20 protein-coding genes are annotated in these 24,841 nt (G+C 73.6%); 12 read left to right on the top strand and 8 right to left on the bottom strand.

The window, feature by feature from the left end; translation table 11 throughout:
* Positions 1–46: 46 nt before the first annotated feature.
* The gene (locus AC0ZLC_RS23765) at positions 47–1,159 is read right to left on the bottom strand and encodes a thiolase C-terminal domain-containing protein (protein WP_476754002.1); all 1,113 of its coding nucleotides are present in this window, start codon (positions 1,157–1,159) and stop codon (positions 47–49) included.
* Between the two features lie 356 nt (positions 1,160–1,515).
* On the opposite strand from AC0ZLC_RS23765, the gene AC0ZLC_RS23760 reads away from it, so the two are divergent.
* Together AC0ZLC_RS23760 and AC0ZLC_RS23755 are read left to right on the top strand one after the other, a co-directional pair.
* Positions 1,516–2,775 carry an acyl-CoA dehydrogenase family protein gene (locus AC0ZLC_RS23760; protein ID WP_476753963.1) on the top strand — a complete coding sequence of 420 codons (1,260 nt, stop codon included), beginning with the start codon at positions 1,516–1,518 and terminating at the stop codon, positions 2,773–2,775.
* A gap of 199 nt (positions 2,776–2,974) precedes the next feature.
* A complete protein-coding gene (locus AC0ZLC_RS23755) occupies positions 2,975–3,496 on the top strand; it encodes a nitroreductase family deazaflavin-dependent oxidoreductase (protein ID WP_476753962.1) in 522 nt (173 codons plus the stop codon).
* A 146-nt stretch (positions 3,497–3,642) separates the two neighbouring features.
* Here the strand turns inward: AC0ZLC_RS23755 and AC0ZLC_RS23750 are convergent, their stop codons facing one another.
* Positions 3,643–4,278, bottom strand: a complete 636-nt coding sequence (locus tag AC0ZLC_RS23750; RefSeq protein WP_476754001.1) for a TetR family transcriptional regulator — start codon at positions 4,276–4,278, stop codon at positions 3,643–3,645.
* A gap of 145 nt (positions 4,279–4,423) precedes the next feature.
* On the opposite strand from AC0ZLC_RS23750, the gene kbpA reads away from it, so the two are divergent.
* Both kbpA and AC0ZLC_RS23740 read left to right on the top strand, forming a co-directional pair.
* A complete protein-coding gene (kbpA, locus tag AC0ZLC_RS23745; RefSeq protein WP_476753961.1) occupies positions 4,424–5,179 on the top strand; it encodes an AfsK-binding protein KbpA in 756 nt (251 codons plus the stop codon).
* Between the two features lie 220 nt (positions 5,180–5,399).
* The gene (locus AC0ZLC_RS23740) at positions 5,400–7,733 is read left to right on the top strand and encodes an outer membrane protein assembly factor BamB family protein (RefSeq protein ID WP_476753960.1); all 2,334 of its coding nucleotides are present in this window, start codon (positions 5,400–5,402) and stop codon (positions 7,731–7,733) included.
* A 58-nt stretch (positions 7,734–7,791) separates the two neighbouring features.
* On the opposite strand, the gene AC0ZLC_RS23735 is transcribed toward AC0ZLC_RS23740, so the two are convergent.
* A complete protein-coding gene (locus AC0ZLC_RS23735) occupies positions 7,792–8,520 on the bottom strand; it encodes a hypothetical protein (protein ID WP_476753959.1) in 729 nt (242 codons plus the stop codon).
* A 130-nt stretch (positions 8,521–8,650) separates the two neighbouring features.
* Here AC0ZLC_RS23735 and AC0ZLC_RS23730 point away from each other — a divergent pair, with 130 nt between their 5' ends.
* On the top strand, positions 8,651–9,265 hold the full coding sequence (locus AC0ZLC_RS23730) for a hypothetical protein (RefSeq protein WP_476753958.1): 615 nt from the start codon (positions 8,651–8,653) through the stop codon (positions 9,263–9,265).
* A gap of 139 nt (positions 9,266–9,404) precedes the next feature.
* On the opposite strand, the gene AC0ZLC_RS23725 is transcribed toward AC0ZLC_RS23730, so the two are convergent.
* The 3 genes from AC0ZLC_RS23725 to AC0ZLC_RS23715 are packed head-to-tail and all read right to left on the bottom strand — an operon-like array spanning position 9,405 to position 11,821.
* Positions 9,405–10,184: an enoyl-CoA hydratase/isomerase family protein gene (locus tag AC0ZLC_RS23725; protein ID WP_476753957.1), complete on the bottom strand. Its 780-nt coding sequence runs from the start codon at positions 10,182–10,184 to the stop codon at positions 9,405–9,407.
* Complete coding sequence (locus AC0ZLC_RS23720) at positions 10,181–10,639, bottom strand: Zn-ribbon domain-containing OB-fold protein (RefSeq protein WP_476753956.1); 459 nt, start codon at positions 10,637–10,639, stop codon at positions 10,181–10,183. The genes AC0ZLC_RS23725 and AC0ZLC_RS23720 overlap by 4 nt, the downstream gene beginning before the upstream one ends.
* A gap of 9 nt (positions 10,640–10,648) precedes the next feature.
* Positions 10,649–11,821 carry a lipid-transfer protein gene (locus tag AC0ZLC_RS23715; protein WP_476753955.1) on the bottom strand — a complete coding sequence of 391 codons (1,173 nt, stop codon included), beginning with the start codon at positions 11,819–11,821 and terminating at the stop codon, positions 10,649–10,651.
* A 112-nt stretch (positions 11,822–11,933) separates the two neighbouring features.
* Here AC0ZLC_RS23715 and AC0ZLC_RS23710 point away from each other — a divergent pair, with 112 nt between their 5' ends.
* Positions 11,934–13,601 (top strand): FadD3 family acyl-CoA ligase, encoded by a 1,668-nt coding sequence (locus tag AC0ZLC_RS23710; protein ID WP_476753954.1) that lies wholly within the window; start codon positions 11,934–11,936, stop codon positions 13,599–13,601.
* Between the two features lie 86 nt (positions 13,602–13,687).
* On the opposite strand, the gene AC0ZLC_RS23705 is transcribed toward AC0ZLC_RS23710, so the two are convergent.
* Together AC0ZLC_RS23705 and afsR are read right to left on the bottom strand one after the other, a co-directional pair.
* Entirely contained in the window at positions 13,688–13,891 is a 204-nt protein-coding gene (locus tag AC0ZLC_RS23705) for a hypothetical protein (protein WP_476753953.1), read from the bottom strand.
* Positions 13,892–14,088: 197 nt separating this feature from the next.
* Entirely contained in the window at positions 14,089–17,040 is a 2,952-nt protein-coding gene (gene afsR, locus AC0ZLC_RS23700) for an SARP-family global regulator AfsR (protein ID WP_476753952.1), read from the bottom strand.
* Positions 17,041–17,263: 223 nt separating this feature from the next.
* On the opposite strand from afsR, the gene AC0ZLC_RS23695 reads away from it, so the two are divergent.
* The 6 genes from AC0ZLC_RS23695 (at position 17,264) to AC0ZLC_RS23670 (ending at position 24,825) form a co-directional block, all read left to right on the top strand.
* Complete coding sequence (locus AC0ZLC_RS23695; RefSeq protein WP_476753951.1) at positions 17,264–18,511, top strand: amidohydrolase family protein; 1,248 nt, start codon at positions 17,264–17,266, stop codon at positions 18,509–18,511.
* An 83-nt stretch (positions 18,512–18,594) separates the two neighbouring features.
* Complete coding sequence (locus AC0ZLC_RS23690) at positions 18,595–19,575, top strand: LLM class F420-dependent oxidoreductase (RefSeq protein WP_476753950.1); 981 nt, start codon at positions 18,595–18,597, stop codon at positions 19,573–19,575.
* The gene (locus AC0ZLC_RS23685) at positions 19,545–20,321 is read left to right on the top strand and encodes an SDR family NAD(P)-dependent oxidoreductase (protein WP_476753949.1); all 777 of its coding nucleotides are present in this window, start codon (positions 19,545–19,547) and stop codon (positions 20,319–20,321) included. Before AC0ZLC_RS23690 ends, AC0ZLC_RS23685 begins: the two co-directional genes overlap by 31 nt.
* Before the next feature lie 134 nt (positions 20,322–20,455).
* On the top strand, positions 20,456–21,574 hold the full coding sequence (locus tag AC0ZLC_RS23680) for an LLM class flavin-dependent oxidoreductase (protein ID WP_476753948.1): 1,119 nt from the start codon (positions 20,456–20,458) through the stop codon (positions 21,572–21,574).
* A 31-nt stretch (positions 21,575–21,605) separates the two neighbouring features.
* Complete coding sequence (locus AC0ZLC_RS23675; protein WP_476754000.1) at positions 21,606–23,336, top strand: N-acyl-D-amino-acid deacylase family protein; 1,731 nt, start codon at positions 21,606–21,608, stop codon at positions 23,334–23,336.
* 37 nt (positions 23,337–23,373) lie between these two features.
* Positions 23,374–24,825 (top strand): aldehyde dehydrogenase family protein, encoded by a 1,452-nt coding sequence (locus tag AC0ZLC_RS23670; RefSeq protein WP_476753947.1) that lies wholly within the window; start codon positions 23,374–23,376, stop codon positions 24,823–24,825.
* Positions 24,826–24,841: the final 16 nt, after the last annotated feature.

The raw sequence follows: 24,841 nt of genomic DNA, 5'->3' as shown, positions 1-24,841 counted from the left end.
GTATGGCCCGGGGTCCCGAGGGCGACCGCCCCGGCGCCCCCGTGCGTCAGTCCCGCCCCAGCACCACCGTCCCCGAGGAGCAGAACCAGCCGCCGGTCCCGGACGCCACCGCCAGGCGCGGCAGCCCGCCGTCGGGCCTGCGCACCTGCCGCCCCTCGCCCGCCTCGCCGCGCAGCTGCCGTACCGCCTCGACGAGCAGGAACAGTCCGCGCATGCCCGGGTGCTGGCCCGAGAGGCCGCCCCCGTCGGTGTTGACCGGCAGGTCCCCGCGCAGTGTCAGCCGGCCCTTCTCCACGAACGCGCCCCCCTCGCCCTTCCCGCAGAACCCGAGGTCCTCCAGCGTCAGGAGGGTCATGTAGGTGAAGGCGTCGTAGATCTCCGCGAGGTCCATCTCGTCCGGGCGCAGGCCGGCGCGCCCGAAGGCGAGGCGTCCGCTCACGGCGGCCGGGGACACGGTGAAGTCGGTCCACTCGGACATCGTCGTGTGCGAGACGTGCTCGCCGGCGCCGAGGATCCACACCGGGCCGGTACGGCAGTCGCGTACGTACTCCTCGGCGGCGAGCAGCACGGCCGCGCCGCCGTCGGAGCGGATGCAGCAGTGCAGCTTGGTGAAGGGGTCCGCGATCATCGGGCCGGACTGGACGTCGTCGACCGTGATCGGGTCGCGGAACATCGCCTCCGGGTTGTGCGCGGCGTTCGCCCGTGCCTGGACGGCGACCGAGGCGAGCTGTTCGAGGGTGGTGCCGTACTGGTGCATGTGGCGGCGGGCGGCCATCGCGTACTTGGCGACGAGCGTGTGGCCGTACGGGACCTCGAACTGGAGCGGGCCCCGGGCGCCGAACGAGAGATCTCCGGTGCGGCGGCCCGCCCTGATGTCGGCGCGGGCGGTGGAGCCGTACACCAGCAGGACCGCGTTCGCGTGGCCCGCCGCTATGGCGTCGGCCGCGTGGGCGGCCATCACCTCCCAGGTGGCGCCGCCGACCGAGGTGGAGTCGACCCACGTGGGCCTCAGCCCCAGGTATTCGGCGACTTCCGCGGGGGCGAGGATGCCGAGGCCCGCGGAGGCGAGGCCGTCGACGGCCTCGCGGCCCAGTCCCGAGTCGGCCAGTGCGCGGCGGGCCGCCTGGGCGTGCAGTGCGTACGGGGTCGCCGTGTCCACCCGGCCGCAGTCGGCGAGGGCGGCGCCTACGACGGCGACCCTGCGCCGGCCCGGGGTGCCGGCCGTCCGGGGCGCAACGGTGCTGCGTCGGGTCGCGGCACTGGGTCGGGTCACGGCACTGCGTGGGGTGGCGGGCACGAATCTGACGGTACATCAGACACGGCGGAATGCGGGAGGGTGTGGTGACCGCGCGACGCGAGAGGGTGCCGTGCCGCTGCGACTCGGGAGGGTGCCGTGCCCCTGGGCTTCTGTCCGGCCCGGGCCTAACATGACGGCCCGTCAGATACGGCGGCGGGGGATCGGGCCCGGGGGAGGAGCCCCCGGGCCGGGGGCCGCCCCGGGGGAGGAGCCCGCCCATGGACGCCCGCTTCACCGCCGAGCAGGACGAGATCCGCCGTACGGTGCGGGAGTTGCTGAACAGCCGCTGTGGTCCCGAGGAGCTTCGGGCCGCCGTGCGGACCCCCGCCGGGCATGACGCGGCACTGTGGGAGACGCTCGCGCACCAGCTCGGACTGCCCGGCCTCGCCCTCCCCGAGGCGTACGGCGGCGTCGGCTGCTCGATGACCGAACTCGCCCTCGCCTGCGAGGAGTCGGGACGTTTCCTCGCCCCTACGCCGCTGCTGGCCACGGCCGTGCTCGCCGCTCCGCTGATCCTGGCCCTCGGCACCGGTGCCCAGCGCGCGGGCCTGCTGCCCCGGATCGCCGCCGGGGAACTGACGGCCGCCCTCGCCGTGCCCGGTCCCGGTCTCGCCGCCGCCCTCGGTCTGGCCGGCGGCCACCGGGGGGACTGGGCCGGCGGCGGCCGGGCGGGCGGCGTGCAGGCGAGGCGCACGGGCGGCGGGTGGCGTCTCTACGGTCAGGCGGCCCAGGTGCTCGACGGACACAGCGCGCGGCTTCTGGTGGTGGCCGCGCACACCGGGGGGTTCGCGCGGTCGCGGACCCTGCTGTTCCTGGTCCGGCCCGCTCCGGAGAGGCACACGGGCGAGGGGGCCGCGCCCGAGCCGGGCGGGGGGCTCGTGCGGGTGAGGCAGACCGCGCTGGACGGGACGCGGCCCCAGGCGCGGATCGAACTGCGTGACGTGGAAGCCGAGTTGCTCGGGGACGAGGACGCCGACGTGCTCGGCCCGCTGGCCGCCGCCGGGGACGCGGCGGCGGCCGTACTCGCCACGGAGGCGGTCGGAGCCGCGGACCGTGCTCTGGAGCGGACCGTGGAGTACGTGCGGCAGCGGCAGCAGTTCGGGCGGCCGATCGGGTCCTTCCAGGCGGTCAAGCACCGGCTCGCGGATGTCTACGTGCAGGTCCAGGCGGCGCGGTCGGCGGCGTACTACGCGGCCTGGGCGTGCGGCGCGGGCGGTGAGCGGGCGGGCGGGCTGGCGCTCGCGCAGGCGCTCGAGGCGTTGCGGACCGCCGCGTCCGAAGGCATCCAGCTGCACGGAGGCATCGGGTTCACCTGGGAGCACGAGGCGCACCTGTACTTCAAGCGGGCAGCGGGCGACGAGCTGCTGTTCGGGCCGGTGCACCGCCTGCGGGCGCACGCGGCCGCCGCGGCACGGCTCTTCGAAGCGGAAGAGGCGGCGGTCCGATGGCCCGGCGACGGGGGAGCGGCGGCGTGCTGATGGCCTCGGGGCGCGTGAGCGGTGACGGCGGCGGATGGCCCGGCGACGCGGGAGAGGCGGCGTTCTGATGGCTTGGCGACGGGAGAGAGGTGGCGGTCCGATGGCCTGGCGACGGGGAAGATGCGGCGGTCTGATGGCCCGGCGGCAGGGGAGAGGCGGCGCTCCGATGGCCTCGGGACGCGGGAAGCGTGGCGGTCCGATGGCGCCGCGGGGCCGGAGTGGTGGTGATCCGGTCGCCCCGGGCCTCCGGCTGGTGCGGAGGGTGTCCTCGACCAGGGCCTTCGCCCGGATCGCGCCGCACGTGATCCCCGCCCTCGACCGCGCCGTGCACCGGCTGACGCGCGGCAGGGTGCTGCTCAGCGCGCGGCTGCTGCCGGGCGTGATCCTGACGGCGCGCGGCGCCCGGAGCGGCCTGCCGCGGCGTACGCCCCTGGCCTGCATGCCGGAGGGCCGGTCCGGCGGCGCGCTGCCCGGCAGCTGGGTCCTCGTCGGCTCCAACTTCGGCCGGGCGGGACACCCCGCGTGGACCGCCAACCTGCTGGCCCACCCGGACGCCGAGGTCAGCTGGAAGGGCCGGGACGTGCCCGTCACCGCCCGCCTCCTCCAGGGGGACGAGCGGGCGGCGGCATGGCAGGCGGCGCTGGCGTTCTGGCCGCCGTACGCCACGTACCAGCGGCGGGTCAGCCGGGAGATCCGCCTGTTCCGGATCGTGCCGCGTTAGGTCCGTCCGCCGGCGCGGTGGCCGGACCGCCCCCGGCGACCCTGCGACACGGCGCGGGACGGCCCCGCACAGCGCAGCGGGCGGCAGTCCACACCGGTGGACTGCCGCCCGCTTGACAGGAATTGTGCCGGGGTAAAGGAAGGGCGCTACTTCGTCGGCTTCTTGCCCGTGACGCCGAGGTGCACCAACATCGCCAGGTTCGGCTTGAGTTCAGCCTGCTTGACGCCCCACGTCTGGAAGCCTCTCTGGTGCGAGGCGACCGCCGCGAGCATGGCGACGAGCGAACCGGCCATCGCCGCCGGATTCACGTCCTTGTCGACCTTGCCCTTGGACTGCAGCTCGGCGACCGTGTCCGTGAGGGAGTTGTTCACCGAGTTCAGGATCTTCATCCGGATCTTGTAGAACCGCTTGTCGCCCTCGGCCGCGCCCAGGTCGACGACGCGCAGGATCGCGTCGTTCCTGCGCCAGAACTCCAGGAATCCGTCCACGAGTTCCTGCGCGGTCTGCCACCCGGCCTTGCCGACCCAGGAGCGGCCTTCGAGCAGTTGGGTCAGCCCGGCGCCCTCCGCGGCCATGTGCTCGGCGATCTCCAGGACGGCGCCCTCGACGTCCGGAAAGTACTGGTAGAAAGTCGCCGGAGACGTGCCCGCCTTCCGGGCGACATCAATGACTTTGACGTCCCGGTAGGGCGAGGAGCTGAGCATTTCGCTGAGGCAGTCGAGCAGTTTCTGCCTGGTCGCCTGCCCACGCCGTCCGGCCACACGGCCGTCGACGGTACGCACTTGTCCTGTCATGCCGTCAGCTTACCGAGGGGTGATCGGAGCGCGATTCGGCCGACTGCAAATGGGGAGTACGGCCATTTCAGGGGCCCCGGGACAGGGGTGCGCCCACCGTGCGCGGTGCGTGCGGGGCCGTTAGCTTGGCGGCATGGCCGAATCCACGGCATCTGCCGCATCCGCCGCGTTCGCGGAGGGCGTCCCCTGCTGGACGGACGCCCAGCTCTCCGACGTCGAGGCGGGCAAGCGCTTCTACGGCGAACTCTTCGGATGGACCTTCGAGGAGGCGTACGGCACCCCGCGCACCCCTCGTACCGCCTCCTCCGCGCGGCGCGGCACCTCCGTGTGGGCCCACCGGGACGGGCATCCCGTCGCGGGCCTCACGCCCAAGCGGGACGGCCGGATGCCCACCGTGTGGACGGTGTACTTCGCCACCCGCGACGCGGCGGCCCTCGCCCGGCGGACCGGGGCGGCCGGCGGGCAGGTGATCACGGGCCCGCTGCCCGTGGACTCCCTCGGCACGACCGTGCTGGCCGCCGACCCCGAGGGCGCCGTCTTCGGCCTCTGGCAGGCCGAGGGACACCCCGGCTTCGGCCGCCGCCACCAGCAGGGCTCCTTCTGCTGGGCCGAGCTGTACGCCAGGGATCCGTCCGGCTCCTTCTACGAGGACCTCTTCGGCATCCCCGCCCAGCCCGACGTCGGCCGGGCCGCCGTGTCCGACGTCTTCCCGGCCGAGATGCCCCCGCACTTCCTCGTCCACTTCGGCGTCCGGGACTGCGAGGACGCGCTGGAGACGGTCCGGCGGCTCGGCGGCCGGGTACAGGCACCCCCGTTCGACACCTCGTACGGACGGGTGGCGGTGGTCACGGACAATCAGGGGGCGTCGTTCGCGGTGATACAGCGCTGACCGGGCCGCTGCCCGCGTTCCACCATCCGGCCGCCGCTTTGCAGAAGCCGCCCGACATGGTTTTGTCCTGAGACACCCCGATCCGCACCCGGGTTCGCAACCGGTGGCCAGGGCAGGAAGAATCGGGGTGCGTGCCGCCGTGGCGGTTCGGTGGTGAGACGCTGCACGGGGCCGTGTTCATACGTGGATGACGCGGCCCGTACGGGGAGGTGGCAGGCAAGTGGTGGATCAGCTGACGCAGCACGATCCGCGGCGGATCGGGCCGTTCGAGGTGCTGGGACGGCTGGGTGCGGGCGGCATGGGGCTGGTCTATCTCGCGCGCTCGGCGTCCGGCCGGCGCGTGGCGATCAAGACGGTCAGGACGGAACTCGCGGAGGACCAGCTCTTCCGGGTCCGCTTCACCCGCGAGGTGGAGGCCGCGCGGGCCGTCTCCGGCTTCTACACGGCGGCCGTCGTCGACGCCGACCCGCGCGCGGCGGTGCCGTGGCTCGCCACCGCGTACGTCCCCGCGCCCTCGCTCGAGGAAATAGTGAACGAGTGCGGGCCGCTCCCGGCCCAGGCGGTGCGCTGGCTCGCGGCCGGTGTCGCCGAGGCCCTGCAGTCCATCCACGGCGCCGGGCTGGTCCACCGCGACCTGAAGCCCTCCAACGTCCTCGTCGTCGAGGACGGCCCCCGGGTGATCGACTTCGGCATCGCGTCCGGGGTCTCCAACACCCGGCTGACCATGACGAACGTCGCGGTCGGCACCCCCGCCTACATGTCCCCCGAGCAGGCCAAGGACTCGCGCAGCGTGACCGGCGCCAGCGACGTCTTCTCGCTCGGCTCGATGCTCGTCTTCGCCGCCACCGGCCACGCGCCCTTCCACGGCGCGAACCCGGTCGAGACCGTCTTCATGCTGCTCCGGGAGGGGCCGGACCTGGCAGGCCTCCCGGACGAGCTGCGGCCCCTCATCGAGTCCTGCATGCAGATGGACGCGACGGCCCGGCCCAACCCGGCCGACCTCCAGGCGCAGCTGGCACCGCACCTCTTCGGCTCCGGCTCCGACGACAGCGGTACGGCGTCGGCGTGGCTGCCCGAGCGGGCGGTGGGCCTGATCGAGACGCGCCGCGGCGGCCGTCCCCCGGTGCAGCCGGCGCCCGCGTCGGGCCGCGGCGGCGGAGCCCGGGGCGCGCTGCCACCCGTCCCGCAGCACGCCCCGGCCCCGTCGGCCGTCGGCGCGCCCGACAACGGTCCCGTGCGGCTGGCCGGCGCCCGGGTGCCGATCGGGCCGGGACCGCGCGTCGCCGACGCCCGCGCCGCCGCGGTGAAGGCGCCCCCTCCCGAGGCGGGCCTCGCCGCGTCCTGGTCCCGGCCGCGCCCCGGCGTGAACGGAGCCGACCCGGCACCCGCCGTCGCGCCGCCCGCCCGGGCCCCGGAGTCCCCGTCCGGCTGGCGCCCCTGGCGTTTCCGCATGTCGAACGACGTGTGGGGCACGCCCGCCGTCGCCGACGACCTCGTCTACGTCACCTCCTTCGAGGTCCACGCGCTGGACGTGGCCACCGGCCGGCGCCGCTTCAAGACCCGCGACGTCGCCTGGTCGATGGCGGTCGCGGACGGCCGTATCCACGCCTCCGACGGCCCCACGCTGTTCGCCCTGGACTCCCGCGAGGGGGCGGACCTGTGGCGCCTGTCCACCGACGCCTGGGTCTACTCCCTCAAGGCCGACCGCGGCACCGTCGTCACCGGCACCCGCGGCGGCGGCGTCCAGGCCTGGGAGGCCGCGAACGGCCGCAAGCTCTGGGAGATCACCGGCGCGCAGACGGACTTCGAGACCCCCGAGGCCGGACCCGCGGTCCACGACGGCACGGTCTACGTGTGGAAGGACGCGCGGCTGCGCGCCCTGGACTCCCGGACCGGCGAGGAGCGCTGGTCGTACCCGATCGGCGACGCGGCCTCCTGCGGCGGTGTCCCGGTCCGGCTGACCCCGGCACCCGACGGATATGTGTACGTCTCCGCCGGTACCCGGGTCCTCGCCGTCGACGTGACGAGCGGCCACGTGCGCTGGCACTTCGAGGCACCCGCGGTCTTCCTCTGCCCGCCCACGTTCGCCCCCGGCCCCGCCGTGACGGGCGGCGGCGTCTACCTCGCCGACTACCTCGGCACGGTGTACGCGCTCGACGCCACCGACGGCCGCGACCGCTGGCGCATCGCGACGGAGTCCCGCGCCTCCGCCGAGCCGGTCCTGGTCGCCGCCGGCCACGTCCACGTCGGCAGCGGCAAGGGCCTCTACACGCTCGACGCCGTCACCGGCACCCCGAAGTGGCGCTTCCAGGCGGGCGGCGACATCGTCGGCGCCCCCGCCGTCGCCGAGGGCCGCATCCACTTCGGCTCCACCGACCATCTCCTCTACACCCTGAAGGCCGACGACGGCCGCCTCCGCTGGAAACTCGCCACCGGCGGCGAGATCACCGGCGCCCCCGTCGTCAAGGACGGCGTCGTCTACGCCTGCAGCAAGGACAGATGCGTCTACGCCCTGGACGCGGAGAAGGGCACGGGCACAGCGAGAACGACGTGAGGGGAGGGCAGGTCAGCCCGACCCGCGGGACGGCAACCGACGTCGGCGGGGCGCCCCGTCAGTACTGATCCGGCGGACGCCGCCACGTGGCCGTCGGCGCGTCCTCCGCCGCGCCTGTGCCGCCGGGCTCCCGCGGCGGCGGCCGGTCCGGCGTCGGATCCGTCGGCCCGGACTGCCAGGACCGGGGCTCCCCGTGGGGTGAGGACTGCGAGGACCGGGGCTCCCCAGCCGCCCCGGACTGCCACGACCCGGATTCCTCCCGGGGCGCGGACCGCCTTGACGCGGGCTCCTCCTGGGGAGGGGACTGCCAGGACCGGGGCTCCTCCGACGGCGCGGACCGCGGCAGCGTCGCCATGCGCTCGCGCCGCCCGTCCCGCCCCCGCATCACGGCCGCGCCGAGCAGCAGCAGCGCCCCACCGGCGAGGGCGGCCGCGACACCGGTGCCGAGGCCGTTCCCGTCGCTGTCGACGGTCAGGCCGGACTCGGCCTGACCCACGCGCACCATCCACAGCACGGCGAAGCCGAGCACGACGACGCCCGCGAGGGCGACCAGCAGCCGCGACCGCAGCAGCACCCCGATGACCGCCAGGACCGCCGCTGCGAGGAGAGGGAGGAAGAGCGAGGCGAACAACCCGGCCCGGGCGTCGCCGACGCCGGCTCCGGAGAACAGGTCACCCACGCGGTAGTACCGGCCGTGACGGCCGTCGTACCAGGCACGGAAAGGGCTCCACACGGCGGCCGCCGCTCCGAGGAGGGCGAGTACCGACCCGAGAACGTTGCGGACCATCGCGGGCCTCCTCACTGCTCTCGCAACCGACGCTACGCCGCGAAGTGCGCACCCGCATGCGGTGTGGAGAATGCGCGGCCATCTCCGTCATGGCGGGTGACCGGGAGCGAGCGGTGAGTAGTCTGATCACATGCATACACGGGGGCGCAGTCTCAGATTCGCGGCGGTTCTGGCCATGGTGGTGCTGGCGTTGACCGGCTTCTCGTCGGGGCGCGGTCGCGGCGGCGGCAGCCACAGTGGTGGCGGGGGCGGCGGTTGCAGCAGCTCCAGCCAGAACCACGACAGTTCGTCGTCGACGTCGGGCGGAGGGTCGTACAGCTCCGGCTCGACGAGTTCCGGCTCGACGAGCTCCGGTGACGACTACGACGATGACGACACGTACGGAAGCAGCAGCACCAGCGGGAGCAGCGGCGGCTACAACCGGCGTCCGAACCACCGCTCCACCTCCTCCTCGGGCAGCGGCTCGAAGTCGCTGGAGGACGCGAAGGCGCGGCTGGTGAGCTGCGCGACGGAGAAGACTCCGTACGCGACCGTCGAGGTGTCCAACCCGAACGCCCGCAAGGGCACGTTCACGGTGACGGTCGACTTCCTCGACGAGAACGACATCTCCGTCACCTCCGGCTACGGGCGCGTCACGATCCCCGCGAGCGGCAAGGAGACCGTCCGCGTGAAGGTCGGCGGTTCGGGCCTCGTCGACTCGGTGGACCACTGCGAGGTCGACCCGGCGGCCCGGCCGAGAAGCTGACGTCGGGCCGACCGAACAGCCGGGCCGGTCCGACCCGGCAGCCGGGCCGGACCGACCGAGAAGGGTGGGGCCGGACCGGCCGTAGGGATGAGACCGGCCGTAGGGACGAGTCGGGCCCGGCCGCAGAGCTGGGGCGGGCTCACCGCATCCGGTACCCGTCCGGCCGTCGTGCGGCGAACAGTTCGGCCTGCCGCGGCGGCGGCAGATTGCCCAGCGCGATGAGGTGCGGCGCCTGCGCGAACGCGTGGGCGTGCGCCGCCTCCCGTGCCGCCCACAGGGCGCGGACGGTGCCCTGTACGGCCGCGGCCGGGTAGGAGGCCATGACGGCGGCACACCGCACGGCGGCCTCCAACGCCTCGCCGGGGGCTGTGAGTTCGGACACCAGGCCGATCTCGTACGCCCGGCGGGCAGAGAGCCGCTCGGCGGTTCCCATGAGCGCCGTCCGCGCGGCCTCCCCGTACGGCATCCGGTGCGCCATGTGGACGGCCTCGTACGCGCTGACCATGCCGTACGTCGTGTGCGGGTCGAAGAAGGCCGCCGTCTCGCCCGCGACGACGAACTCCGCCTCGCCCAGCAGGTAGAACGCGCCGCCGCAGGCCATCCCCTCGACCGCGGCGACCACCGGCTTCCACAGGTCGTTCGCCTTCGGGCCGACCGTCAGCAGCGGATCGTCCGTCATGTAGGGCGAGCCGGGCTGCGGTACGTCCACGCTCCGGTCGATCCCCGTGCAGAAGGCGCGGCCGCCCGCTCCGGTGAGGACGACGGCCCGTACGGAGTCGTCGAGCCGCAGTTCCCGCCAGGCGCGGGCCAGTTCGGCGGCGAGTGCGAGGTCGATCGCGTTGAGCTTCTCGGGCCGGTCGAGGGTGAGGACGGCGACGCCGGTGTCCTGGTCGGTGCTCGTGCGCAGGCCGCCGCTCACGGCCGCTCCAGTACCCAGCGGGGCACGGTCATGCCGGTCCCGGCCGGGTCGCCGGGCCCGGCGCCGGTGAAGACCACCTGCACCCGCGCCCCGATCCGGATGCGGCCGGGGTCCACGGAGTCGAGCCGTGCGTCCGGCGCGCTGACCAGGTTCCCGACGAGCCGGATCCGCGGCGCCTCCGCCAGCTCCACGATGATCGCGTTGTACGGGGCCTGCTCCGCGTAGGCCGGGAGCAGCGGTGGATGCGGGACGACGTAGGACCAGATCCGTCCGCGCCCGCTCGTCCTGCGCCACTCGGCGGCGAAGGAGTGGCAGTGCGGGCAGCAGGGGCGCGGCGGGAAGCGCGGCTGGCCGCAGCCGGGTCCGGCGCAGGTCTGGACGCGCAGTTCGCCTCGGGCGGCGTACCGCCAGAAGGGGGCGCCGTCGTCGTCGGGGACGGGGGGCAGCAGGGGCATGGCGGCTCCTCAGGTCCTGAGCAGGAGGGCGGAGGTCGGGACGCCTTCCCCGGCCGTGACGAGGCAGGTGGCGGCGCCGGGGACCTGGGCGGTGCTGGTGCCCCGCAGCTGCTTGACGCCCTCGTTGATGAGGTTGAAGCCGTGCACGTACGCCTCGGAGAGGCCGCCGCCGCCGGTGTTGAGGGGGAGCCGGCCGCCGATCTCCAGCGCGCCGCCCTCGGTGAAGGCGCCGCCCTCGCCCCGTCCGCAGAAGCCGTAGCCCTCGAGCGAGAGCGGTACGAGGGGGGTGAAGGCGTCGTAGATCTGGGCGACGTCGACGTCCTCGGGGGTGAGGTCGGCGTGCTTCCACAGATGCCGGGCGGCGGTCCAGGCGGGGCCGGTGAGGGGGTCGTCGTTCCAGTAGTTGACCATGCCGTGGTGCTGGGCGGGCAGGCCCTGGGCGGCGGAGTGGACGTAGACGGGCCGGTGGCGGCAGTCGCGCGCCCGCTCGGACGGGACGACCACGCAGGCGAGCGCGCCGTCCGTCTCCAGGCAGTTGTCGAACAGGCAGAGGGGCTCGCTGATCCAGCGGGAGGTCATGTACATCTCGCGGGTCAGCGGGCGCTCGTACATCATGGCGGCCGGGTTCTGGTTGGCGCGGTTGCGGCAGGCGAGGGCGACGTTGAACAGGTGGTCGCGGGTGGCGCCGTACTCGTGCATGTAGCGGCGGGCCAGCATGGCGATCTCGTCGGCCGGTCTGAGCAGCCCGAAGGGCCGGGTCCACTGGGCGGGGGTGGGGAGCTGGACGGTGGTGTTCCGCCACGGGCGGGGCCCGCTGCCCCGCTTGCGCGAGCGCCAGGCGACGCCGACGGTGGCCTGTCCGGTGGCGACGGCGGCGGCGAGATGGGCGACGGTGGCGCACGAACCGCCGCCCCCGTAGCCCACTTTGCTGAAGTGGGTGAGGTCGCCGAAGCCGACCGCCTTGGCGACCTCGACCTCGTCCGTCTCCTCCATGGTGTAGGAGGCGAGCCCGTCGACCTCGGCGGGTGCGATTCCGGCGTCGTCCAGGGCGGCGAGGATCGCCCGGCAGGCCAGTGTCTTCTCGGATTCGTCCAGTTGCCTGGCGAAGGCCGTCTGTCCGATGCCGACGACGGCGGTGGCGTCCTTGATCCCTGCCGTGCTTCCCGTCCCCTTGCCCGCCATGGGCACACCTCCGCGCGCGGTCACGGCTGCTGACAGGGCGTCAGGCTACAGCTAATCTGACGGACAGTCAGCTAGTGGTACGTCCGGTCGTCCGGTCATGGGGAGGCGTGCGATGCGCGGGGACCTGGAGTGGGGCAGCATCCCGGGGCTGGTGCGGGCCGCGGCCGAGCGGTACGGCGACTCCGAGGCGGTCGTCGAGGGCCGTACGCGCGTCTCGTACGCGGAGCTGGGCGCGCGCGTGGAGCGGGCGGCGGCGGCCTGTCTGGCGAACGGGGTGCGGGCCGGTGACCGGGTGGCGGTCTGGGCGCCCAACACCCTGGACTGGATCGTCTCGGCCCTCGGCGCCGTGTGCGCCGGTGCGGTGCTGGTCCCGCTGAACACCCGGTTCAAGGGCGCGGAGGCGGCGTACGTGCTGTCCCGGAGCCGGGCCAGGCTGCTGTTCGTGACGGGCACGTTCCTCGGGACGTCGTACGTGGCGTCCCTGCGGCGGGCCGCGGGGGAGGGCGCGGGGCGGGGCCCGCTGCCGGGGCTGCCGCACCTGGAGCAGGTCGTGGTGCTCGCGGACGACGCCCCCGCCGACTTCCGTACGTTGGAGGACTTCCTGGCGAGCGGGCGGCAGGTCCGGGCGGCGGACGTCCGGGCGCGCGGGGACGCCCTCGACGGGTCCTCGCCCTCGGACATCGTCTACACGTCCGGGACGACGGGCCGGCCCAGGGGCGTGGTGATCAACCATGCCCAGACGCTGCGCGCCTACGCCGTGTGGTGCGAACTGTCCGGGCTGCGGGAGGGCGACCGCTATCTGATCGTGAACCCGTTCTTCCACACCTTCGGCTACAAGGCGGGCATCGTGGCATGCCTCATGCGGGGCGCGACGATGATCCCGCAGCCCGTCTTCGACGTGGACACGGTGCTGGCGAACGTCGCCGCGGAACGCGTCTCGGTCCTGCCCGGCCCGCCCACCCTCCACCAGGCCCTCCTGGACCACCCGTCCCGGGACGCCCACGACCTCTCGGCGCTGCGGCTCGTGGTGACGGGAGCGGCGGTGGTCCCGCTGCGTCTGGTGGAGCGGCTGAAGGCGGAGCTGAAGATCGACACGGTGCTGACGGCGTACGGGCTCTCGGAGGCGAGCGGGATCGTCACCATGTGCCGGCGTGGCGACGCGGCGGCGGTGATCGCCTCGACGTCGGGGCGGGCCATCCCCGGCACGGAGGTTCGGGTGGTGGACGCGTCCGGTGCCGGGGCGGCGGCTGGTTCCCCCGGCGAGGTCCTGGTCCGCGGCTTCAACGTCATGCGGGGCTATTTCGAGGACGCGCCCGCCACGGAGGCCGTGCTCACCCCGGACGGCTGGCTGCGCACCGGTGACGTCGGCGTCCTGGACCCCGACGGCAACCTCCGCATCACGGACCGCATCAAGGACATGTTCATCGTCGGCGGCTTCAACGCGTACCCGGCGGAGATCGAGCAACTGCTGGGCCTGCACCCCGACGTGGCCGACGTCGCCGTCGTCGGCGTCCCGGACGCCCGCCTCGGCGAGGTCGGCAAGGCCTACGTCGTACGCCGCCCGCACGCCACCCTGACCGCCGACGACCTGATCTCCTGGTCCCGCCGCGAGATGGCCAACTACAAGGTCCCGCGCACGGTCGAGTTCGTCCCGGACCTCCCTCGCAACGCGAGCGGGAAGGTGGTGAAGGGGGAGTTGCGGGGGCGGGGAGAGGACACCCGCCTGCCGGCCTCCGTCCCCGCCGTCAGCAACGCCGACTGGCCCGGCTACAAAAGCTGATCAGGCCCCCTCACCCCGGACACGCCTCGGCCGCGGTGGCGCCCCCTCCGCGCCACCGCGGCCGATCCCCTCGACGGGCGGCTTCGTCAGGCCTGCACGTCGGTGATGTGCGTGTCGAGCGGCTTCACCGTGCCGGCGTCGGCGTCGGTGATGTGCGTGTCGAGCGGCTTCACCGTGCCGGCGTCGGCGTCGGTGATGTGCGTGTCGAGCGGCTTCACCGTGCCCGCGTCGGCGTCGGTGATGTGCGTGTCGAGCGGCTTGACGGTGCCGTCGGTCTTCTTCTGGGCCATCGTGTTCAACTCCCCGTTATGTGTGGTGAGACAGCCCGCCCGGCGACTCCCCCGAGGGCCGCCGGGCGGGCTGACAAGGCCGTTCACCATATGTGATGGGCCTCGCGGCGATTCGTCTGCCCCCCGACGCGACGGATCGACGAACTCAGAGTGGCGCAGCGCGATAAACGAACGATGAACGTCCGCGCGGCGGGGACCTACGCGGCCGCCAGCGGTGACAGCAGGCTCCGTACCTCCGCGGACTCGGGCGAGCCCAGGTCCTCGTAGATGGTAAGGGCCTCGCGCCAGCAGGCCTGGCCGCGGTCGGTCTGGCCGATCGCGCTGAGCGCCCGCCCGAGGACGGTCAGCACGTTCCCGCGTCGCCAGTCGCCGCCGATGCCCCGCAGCACGGCGAGCGACTGCTCGGCCAGCGCGGCGGCCAGCGCGGGCTTGCCCTGGGTCAGGCGGACCTCGGCCACGCGGAAGATGGACATGCCCTCCCACAGCCGCTGCCGGCTGTCCCGGAAGACTTCGAGCGCCTCGGTCAGCTGGGCGACGGCCTTGCCGAGGTCGCCGGCCTGGGCGAGTGCGAGCCCGAGGGCGTAGCGTCCGTTGGCGCCGCGCAGGGTGTGCCCGAGTCGGTCGTAGACGCCGATGCCCTGCTCCGCGAGCGCGATCGCGCTGGCCGTCTGCCCCATCGCGAGGTGGGCGCGCGACAGGTTGCACAGGGCGCTGGCCTCACCCGCGAGGTTGCCGTCGGCGCGGAAGCAGGTGATCGCCTGCTGGAGGTACGCGGCGCCCGCCCCGTGCTGCCCGCGGTAGACCGCGGTGACGCCGAGGTGGTTGGGCACCCAGCAGTTGAGGGCGGGGTCGTCGATCCGGCGGACGAGTGCCTCGGCGTGCTCCGCCTCCTCCGCCGCCCGGTCGAAGCGGCCGCCGGCCAGGTGCGCCTCGGTGAGGGCCGTGCGGGCCCGGGCCTCGGCGCGCGGATCGCCCGCGCGCTCGGCGGCGTCGCGCGCGAGGACGGCGTTGGTGCCGTAGTCACGGGCGTTCGCGCCGGACTCCGCGAGGTCCTTCGCCGCCCAGAGGAGATCGACGGCTCTGCTCAGCCTGTCGTCTCCGAGGGACTGGTGGACGCAGGCCAGCAGGCAGTTTGCCTCGGCGTACAGCCAGTCCAGGGCGGCGTGGCGGTCGGCGAACCGCACCCCCGGGTACTTGGTCGCCTCCAGGTGATCCACCAGCCGGTCCCCCGGCCGCTCGATCGCGTAGACGCCCGCCGCCGTCGCCAGGTAGAAGTCCAGGAGCCGCGACATCGCCGCGTCCCGCTCGGTCGGTGGGTGTTCGTCGCGTTCGGCGCAGGCACGCGCGTAGAGGCGGACCAGGTCGTGGTAGCGGTAGCGGCCGGGGGCGGCGGACTCCAGGAGGGACGTGTCGACGAGGGACTCCAGGAGGTCCTCGGTGTCCTCGGCCGGGAGGTCCAGCGCCGCGGCGGCGGCCGCGAGCGAGATGTCGGGGCCGTCGGCGAGGCCCAGCAGCCGGAAGGCACGGGCCTGGGCCGGCTCCAGCTGGCCGTAGCCGAGCTCGAAGGTGGCCTTCACGGCGAGGTCACCGGCCTGGAGCTCGTCCAGGCGGCGGCGTTCGTCGGCGAGCTTCGCGGCCAGTACCGAGACGGTCCAGGTGCGGCGCGCGGCCAGCCGGGAGGCGGCGATCCGGATGGCGAGCGGGAGGAACCCGCAGGCGGCGACCACGTCCAGAGCCGCCTCCCGCTCCGACGTCACCCGCTCCGCGCCGACGATCTTCGTGAAGAGCTGGAGGGCCTCCTCGGGGGACATGACGTCCAGGTCCACCAGGTGCGCCCCGGCCAGGTCCACCATGCGCACCCGGGAGGTGACCAGCGCCGCGCACCCCTCCGTCCCGGGCAGCAGCGGACGTACCTGCGCGGCGTCGCGCGCGTTGTCCAGCAGCACCAGGACGCGGCGGCCGTCCAGCGCCGACCGGTACAGCGCGGCGCGCTCCTCCAGGGAGTCGGGGATGGCGGAGTCCGGGGTGCCGAGGGCCCGCAGGAACGCGCCGAGGACGGTTTCGGGCTCGGCCGCGCGCGCTCCGGCGCCCTGGAGGTCCACGTACAGCTGCCCGTCCGGGAAGGCGCCGCGTGTCCGGTGCGCGACGTGCACGGCCAGGGTCGTCTTGCCGACGCCGCCGATGCCCGCGAGCGCCGAGACCGCCATCACCCGGCCCTCGGCCGTCGACGCGGCGGCCAGCACGTCGCCCAGTTCCTGGACGAAGGACGCGCGGCCGGTGAAGTCGGTGACGGTGGCGGGCAGTTGGGCGGGGCGGACGGGCGCCGGGGGAGGCTCCGCCGGCGAGGCGGAGGGTTCCGTGAGCCCGGGGTCGGCGCGCAGGATGCGCTGCTGGAGCTCCTGGAGGTCCGCCCGGGGGTCGACGCCCAGCTCGTCGGCGAGCAGGCGCCGCGTGTCGGCGAACACCGCGAGGGCCTCGGCCTGCCTGCCGGAGCGGTACAGCGCCAGCATGAGCAGTTCCCGCAGGCGTTCGCGCAGCGGGTGGGCGGCGGTCAGCGCGGTCAGCTCGGACACCGCCTCCGCGTGGCAGCCCTGCTCCAGGTCCATGTCGAGGCGGGTTTCCAGGAGTTGGAGCCGCCACTCCTCCAGCCGGGTCCGCTGGGTGTCGGCGTAGGGGCCGGGGACGCTCGCCAGCGGCTCCCCGTCCCACAGGCCGAGCGCCTCGTTGAGCAGGGCTCGGGCCCGGCACAGGTCCCCGGTGTGCTTGGCCTTGTCGGCGTCGGCGGCCAGCTGCTGGGCCCGGGCGAGGTCGAGTGCGCCGGGGTCCGGGAGGCGGACGGCGTAGCCGCCGGACTCGCTGACGAGCACCCCGGGGTTGAGGACCTTCCTGAGCCGGGAGGCGTAGGTGCGGACGGCGGCCAGGGCCTGGGGCGGGGACTCCTCGCCCCACAGCGCGTCGATGAGTTCGGGGGCCGTCGCCGTCCGTCCCTCACGCAGCAGCAGCGCGACGAGCAGAGCGCGTTGCTGCGGTGACCCCATGGGCAGGGGTTCCGTCCCGCGCCAGGCGCGCACCGGTCCGAGCACGCCGAAGCGCAGCGCCGCCGAATCCTCGGGGCTCCGCTGCTCCGGCACTCGCGGTACACCGTCCATCGCTGTCCCCCTGCCGACCGTCATGACAACGAGGCCAGTTTGCCTTGTTCATGGCGGATGCGTCAGCCGTGGGAGACAGCGATCACAGGGGGGCGCACGGTACGGCACAAGGTCCTCACACGCTCTCCTCACGGATCGGTGCGGAGCCGGCCGCATCGAGTGGTGGTACGGCAAGCCCGGCCAGGAGCTGACGGGCCGTCAGATCAGCGCTACGGTGATTCGTATGGAGACCAAGCGAAGCGCGGACAGTCCCTCGCCCCCCTTCCCCAGGATCATCTCGGTGGACGACCACACCGTGGAGCCGCCGGGCGTCTGGCAGGACCGGCTCCCGGCGCGGTACCGGGACCGCGGCCCGCGCGTCGTCCGGGCGCCGCTGAAGGAGATGACGTTCCTCGGCGGCAGGTTCGCGCCCGTCATGGGCGATCCGGGCGACGACGGGCCCGTCGGCGACTGGTGGGTGTACGAGGACCTGCGCCGCCCGCTCACCCGCCTCGACACCGCCGTCGGCTACGCGCGCGACGAGATCAAGCTGGAGATCATCACGTACGAGCAGATGCGGCCCGGGTCGTACGACGTGCCGCAGCGGCTGGCCGACATGGACGTCAACCACGTGCAGTCGGCGCTCTGCTTCCCCACCTTCCCGCGCTTTTGCGGTCAGACGTTCACCGAGGCCGAGGACCGCGAGCTGGGCCTGCTCGGGGTCAGGGCCTACAACGACTGGATGGTGGAGGAGTGGTGCGGTCCGGCCGCGGCGGGACGGCTGATACCGCTGACGCTCATCCCGCTCTGGGACGCGGAACTCGCCGCCCGGGAGGTGCGCCGCAACGCCGCCCGCGGAGTCCGCGCCGTGGCCTTCTCCGAGATCCCGCCCCACCTCGGGCTCCCCTCCGTCCACACCGACGACTGGGACCCCTTCCTCGCCGCCTGCGACGAGACCGGCACGGTCATCGCCATGCACATCGGCTCCAGCAGCCGCATGCCCTCGACCTCCGCCGACGCCCCGCCCGCGGTCGGCTCCACCATCACCTTCGCCAACTGCTGCTTCTCGATGGTCGACTGGCTGATGAGCGGCAAGTTCGAGCGTTTCCCGAACCTCCGGGTGATGTACGCCGAGGGCCAGATCGGCTGGATCCCCTACATCCTCGAACGCGCCGACGTCGTGTGGGAGGAGAACCGTGCCTGGGGCGGCGTCGCCGACAAGGTCCACCGGCCGCCGTCCGAACTCTTCGCCGAACACGTCCACGGCTGCTTCTTCGACGACGCCTTCGGCCTGCGGAACCTGGACGCGATCGGCGTCGGCAACGTCCTGTACGAGACCGACTACCCGCACTCCGACTCCACCTGGCCCAGGTCCCGTGAGGTCGGCGAGGCCCAGATGGGCCACCTCGACCCGGACGTGGTCGACCGGATCGTACGGCGCAACGCGATCGAGCTGCTGGGACTGACCAAGGACGGGCTCTGGGCGGCGTGAAAGCCCGCCCGCCCGGCGTCCGGTGAACCGCCGGACTCCACCACGAGCGCCCACATGACGGCACGTCAGGAAGGTCGCGTGTCATGGAGATTTCGCCATACGGGCGACCGGCGTACGGGATGCAGCTTCCCGTCCAGTCGCAGAGCACCCTCTACGCCGAGCCCTGGGAGGCGGACGCGGGCCCCGGCGACCTCGTCGAGATCGCCCGCACCGCCGACCGCTCGGGCTTCGCCTACCTCGCGAGCTGCGACCACGTGGCCATCCCGCGCCGTCTCGCGGGCGCCATGAGCACCGTCTGGTACGACCCCGTCGCCACGCTGGCCTTCCTGGCGGGCGTGACCGAGCGCGTCCGGCTGCTCAGCCACGTCGCGGTGGTCGGGCTGCGCCATCCCCTCGTCACCGCGAAGCAGTACGCGACCCTCGACCATCTGTCGGGCGGCCGGCTGATCCTCGGCGTCGGCGCCGGTCACGTACGGGAGGAATTCGAGGCGCTGGGCGTGGACTTCGAGCGGCGGGGCCCGGTGCTCGACGAGTGCGTCGACGCCCTGCGCGCCGCGCTCGGGCCCGACGAGTACCCCGCGCACCACGGCGAGGCGTACGACTTCGAGGGCCTCGGGCAGCGCCCCCGGCCCGCGCAGGACCGGGTCCCCGTCTGGATCGGCGGCTCCTCGCCCGCCGCGGTGCGCCGGGCGGCGCTCCGGGGTGACGGCTGGCTACCGCAGGGTGATCCGCGCGACCGGCTCCCGGAGCAGATCGCGAGAGTGCACCGGCTCCGGGCGGACGCGGGCGTCACCGGGCCCTTCGTCGTCGGGGCCATCACCGAGCCGCTGTACGTGGGCGAGCCCGCGTGGGACGTCGGGCGGCGGACGCTGCGCGGGACGCCGGAGGCGCTCGCCGAGTCGCTGCGGGCCTACCGCGCGATGGGGGTGCACCAGATCCAGGTGCGGTTCCGCTCCCGCGGCCGCGAGGAACTCCTCGACCAGATGGCCGCTTTCGGCGCGGAGGTCGCGCCCCACCTCGACCAGGGAGAGCCATGGGCAAGCTGGACGGACGCGTCGTCCTGATCACCGGCGCGGCGCGCGGGCAGGGCGAGCAGGAGGCGCGGCTCTTCGCCGGGGAGGGCGCCGAGGTGGTCCTCGCGGACGTGCTCGACGACCGGGGCGAGGCGCTCGCCGAGGAGATCGGGGCGCGCTACGTCCACCTCGACGTGAGCCGGGAGGACGACTGGCGGGCCGCCGTGGAGGCCGCGAGGAACGCGTACGGGCGGATCGACGGGCTGGTCAACAACGCCGGCATCCTGCGCTTCAACGAGCTGGTCAGCACCCCGCTGGAGGAGTTCCAGCAGGTGGTGCAGGTCAACCAGGTCGGTGTCTTCCTCGGGATCAGGACCCTCGCGCCGGAACTGGCCGCGGCGGGCGGCGGGACGATCGTGAACACGGCCTCGTACGCGGGACTGACCGGGATGGCGTACGTCGGGGCCTACGCGGCGACCAAGCACGCCATCGTCGGGCTGACCCGGGTGGCCGCCCTCGAACTGGCCGCCAGGAAGATCCGCGTGAACGCCGTCTGCCCGGGCGCCATCGACACGGCGATGAGCAACCCGTCCCAGCTGGACCCGGCCGCGGACAACGAGGTGAGTGCCGAGGCGCTGGAGGAGCTGTACGGCAGGCTCGTGCCGCTCGGCCGGATCGGCAGGCCGGAGGAGGTGGCGCGGCTGGCCCTCTTCCTGACCTGCGAGGACTCCTCGTACATCACCGGGCAGCCGTTCGTGATCGACGGGGGCTGGCTGGCGGGCGTGAGTGTCGTCTGAGGTCCCGGGCCGCGGGCCGTGGCTGACGCTTCGTCAGCTCTTGACGGTCCAGGTGTCCGGTGGAACAGTCGCACCCAACATATCTGACGGTGCGTCAGAAACACCGTCGTCAGTGACAGGGACGGTGAACCGCCTTGGAATTCGGGCTCTTTGTACAGGGATACGTGGGCAAGCGCGCCGAGACCGACCCCCTCGCGGAGCACAAGGCGCTGATGGAGGAGACCGAGTACGTCATCCAGGCGGACAAGTCCGGCTTCAAGTACGCCTGGGCGTCCGAGCACCACTTCCTGGAGGAGTACTCGCACCTCTCAGCCAACGACGTCTTCCTCGGCTACCTGGCCCACGCCACCGAGCGCATCCACCTCGGCTCCGGGATCTTCAACCCGCTCGCCCAGGTCAACCACCCGGTGAAGGTCGCCGAGAAGGTCGCCATGCTCGACCACCTCTCCGAGGGGCGCTTCGAGTTCGGGTCCGGCCGCGGCGCCGGCTCGCACGAGATCCTCGGCTTCATCCCGGGCGTCACCGACATGAACCACACCAAGGAGATCTGGGAGGAGACCATCGCGGAGTTCCCCAAGATGTGGCTCCAGGACGAGTACGCCGGGTTCCGGGGCAAGCACTGGCAGCTCCCGCCGCGCAAGATCCTGCCGAAGCCGTACGGGAAGTCGCACCCCGCCATGTGGTACGCCGCCGGGTCGCCGCCCTCGTACGCCATGGCCGCCCGCAAGGGCCTCGGCGTGCTCGGCTTCAGCGTGCAGAAGGTCTCCGACATGGAGTGGGTGCTGGAGCAGTACAAGACCGCGATCGTCGACGCGCGGCCCATCGGGGACTTCGTCAACGACAACGTGATGGTGACATCGACGGCCGTCTGCGCGCCCACGCACCAGGAGGCCGTGCGCATCGCCGCCGGTGGCGGGCTGCACTACCTCCAGTCCCTCGTCTTCCGCTACCACGACACCTTCCCGCGGCCCGAGGGCTTCCCCGTCTGGCCCGAGACGCTGCCCGAGTTCAACGAGGAGATCATCGAACTCCTCATCGCCGAGGAGCTGTTGATCTGCGGCGACCCCGACGAGGTGCTGACCCAGTGCAAGCGCTGGGAGCAGGCGGGTGCCGACCAGCTCTCCTTCGGACTGCCCATCGGCATCTCCTTTGAGGAGACGCTCCAGACGATCAGGCTGGTCGGCGAGCACGTCATTCCGAGGATCGACACGGATCCGGTGCACCGCACGACCCGGTTCCGCCGGTCCGCGTGAGACGGCACGGACGCGAGGAAGGGGCGTGGCCATGCTCGACCACCTGATCAGGGGCGCGACCGTCGTGGACGGGACGGGCGCACCCGCGTACACCGCCGACGTCGGCGTCCGCGACGGCCGGATCGCCGCCGTCGGACGGATCACCGAGGAGGCGAGGACCGCCGAGGACGCGCACGGCCTCGTCCTCGCCCCCGGCTTCGTCGACCCGCACACCCACTACGACGCCCAGCTGTTCTGGGACCCCTACGCGACCCCGTCCCTGAACCACGGAGTGACGACCGTCGCGGGCGGCAACTGCGGCTTCACGCTCGCCCCGCTCCACCCGGGCCGCCCCGAGGACGCCGACTACACCCGGCGCATGATGTCCAAGGTCGAGGGCATGTCCCTGGTCGCCCTGGAGGAGGGCGCACCCTGGAACTGGCACTCCTTCGGCGAGTACCTGGACGCTCTGGAAGGGCGGATCGCGGTCAACGCGGGCTTCATGGTCGGACACTGCGCGCTGCGCCGGTACGTCATGGGCCCGGCCGCGGTGGGCGGGCAGCCGACCCCGGAGCAGCTGGCCCGGATGCTCACCCTCTTCCACGAGGCGATGGAGGCGGGGGCCTGGGGCCTGTCGACCACCCAGTCGTCCACGCACTCGGACGGCGACGGGAAGCCGGTCGCCTCGCGCCACGCCCGGCCCGCCGAACTCCTCGCGCTGGCCCGGGCGGTGGCGGACCACGAGGGCACCCAGATCGAGGCGATCGTGGCCGGCTGCCTCGACCAGTTCGGCGACGACGAGATCGACCTGCTCGTGGGGATGAGCGCGGCGGCGGGACGGCCCCTGAACTGGAACGTCCTGACGATCGACGCCGCCGTGCCCGAACGCGTCCCCCGCCAGCTGGAGGCGAGCGAACGCGCGCGCCGGGCCGGCGGCCGGATCGTCGCGCTGACCATGCCGATCCTCACCCCCATGAACATGTCGCTCGGCACCTTCTGCGCCCTGAACCTGATCCCCGGCTGGGGCGAGGTCCTCGGCCTGCCCGTGCCGGAGCGCATCGCACGGCTGCGCGACCCGGGGGTCCGGGCGGAGCTGCTGCGACGGGCGGACAGCAGGGAGGCCGGCGTCTTCCGCAGGCTCGCCCACTTCGGGCGGTACGTCATCGGGGACACCTACAGCCCGGCGAACGAGGGCCTCACCGGCCGGGTCGTGCGGGACATAGCGGCCGAACGCGGCCAGGAACCCTTCGAGTGCCTCGTCGAGATCTGCGCACACGACGACCTGCGCACGGTGCTGTGGCCGATGCCGAGCGACAACGACCCGGACTCCTGGGCGCTGCGGGCGAAGACCTGGCAGCACCCGGACGTCCTGCTCGGCGGCTCCGACGCGGGCGCCCATCTGGACCGCATGTGCGGAGCGCCGTACACCACCCGCTTCCTCGGGGACTGTCTGCGCGGACGCAGGCTGGTGCCGCTGGAGCAGGCGGTGCGGATGCTCACGGACGACCCGGCGCGGCTCTTCGGACTGCGCGGGCGCGGCCGGATCGAGGAGGGCTTCCACGCCGACCTGGTGCTCTTCGACCCGGCGCGGATCGACGCGGGCAAGGCCACGCTGGTGCACGACCTCCCGGGAGACAGCCCCCGGCTCGACTCGAAGGCGATCGGGATCACGGCCGTGTGGGTCAACGGAGTCGAGTCGATCCGCGAGGACGTGGTGACCGGTGCCGTACCGGGCAGGGTGCTGCGCTCCGGGCGCGACACCCGGACGGTGAGCACCCGGTGAGCGCCGGCGGGCCACGGCCCCGGCCCGGGGGGGCCGGGTGAGCGAGGGGCAGCGGCTGTTCGTCGGGGGCTCGTGGGTCCCTCCCGACGACGGCTTCTACGAGGTGACCGACCCGGCGACCGAGGGCGTCGTCGGGCTGGCCCCGGAGGCGTCGCGGGAGCAGGTGTACGCGGCGACGGCCGCCGCCCGGGACGCCTTCGGCGCCTGGTCCCGCACGCCCGCAGAGGAGCGGGCCGCCGTCCTCGCCCGGGCCGCAGGACTGGTCCGGCGCGGTCTCGTCCCCTACGCCGACCTCGCCCGGGCGGAGAGCGGCGCCACGACAAGCACGGCGCGCGCCATGCAGGTGGGGGTCGCCGCGGCCCGTTTCCAGCGGTACGCGCGCGTGGAGCCGGTGGAGCAGCCGCTGCTGCCGCAGGTCAACGAGGCCGGGCCGTTCGGGCCGGCGGCGGTGATGGGGGCGCTGGCCGTGCGCCGGCCGGTCGGCGTGGTCAGCTGCGTCACCTCGTACAACAACCCCTGGGCGAACGCCGCGGGCAAGGTCGCCCCCGCCCTGGCCATGGGCAACACGGTGGTCGTGAAGCCGGCTCCGCAGGACCCGCTGTCCGTGTACCGGATGGCCGAGGCGCTGGAGGCGGCGGGCGTACCGCCGGGCGTGGTGAACGTGGTCGGCGGCTCGCGGGCGGAGGTCGGGCAGGCGGCCGTGGACTCACCCGATGTGGACATGGTGAGCTTCACCGGCTCCACCGCCGTCGGGCAGCGCATCGCCGAGGTGTGCGGGCGCGGGATGAAACGGCAGCTGATGGAGCTGGGCGGCAAAGGGGCGGCGGTCGTCTTCGACGACGCGGACCTGGAGTCGGCGGTGGCCGGGATCGGCACGACGTTCTCGTTCTACAGCGGGCAGATCTGCACGGCGCCGACCCGGGTGCTGGTGCAGCGGTCCGTGCACGACCGGCTGGTCGAGCGACTGGCCGCGTACGCCGAGCAGTTGAGGATCGGCGATCCGCGCGAGTCCGGCACGGTGGTCGGGCCGGTGATCTCGGCGGCCCACCGGGACCGGGTCGAGTCGTACGTGGAACTGGGGCGCGAGGCGGGGGCGCGGGTCGTCACCGGGGGCCGCCGGCCGCCGCACGCACGCGGGTTCTACGTCGCCCCGACCCTGCTCGCCGACTGCACCCCCGGCATGCGGGTGGTCCGTGAGGAGATCTTCGGGCCGGTGGTCGTGGTGGTGCCCTTCGACGACGAGGACGAGGGGGTCGGGCTGGCGAACGACAGCGACTACGGCCTGATCGACTACGTCTGGTCGGGCGACGTGGCCCGGGCCTTCCGGGTGGCCCGCAGGCTGCGGGCGGGCGGCGTCGGCGTCAACACCGTGGGCCGCAACATGGAGGCGCCGTTCGGCGGCTTCAAGAAGAGCGGGGTGGGACGGGACGTGGGGTCGTACGCGCTGCACGCGTACAGCGAGATGCAGTCGATCGTCTGGGCGGGGTGAGGGGCCGGGGCCCCGG

This window comes from Streptomyces sp. GLSS-08, assembly GCF_056387915.1.
Note: the sequence above shows the minus strand (reverse complement) of the source record. Positions and strands in the feature narration are given on the sequence as shown.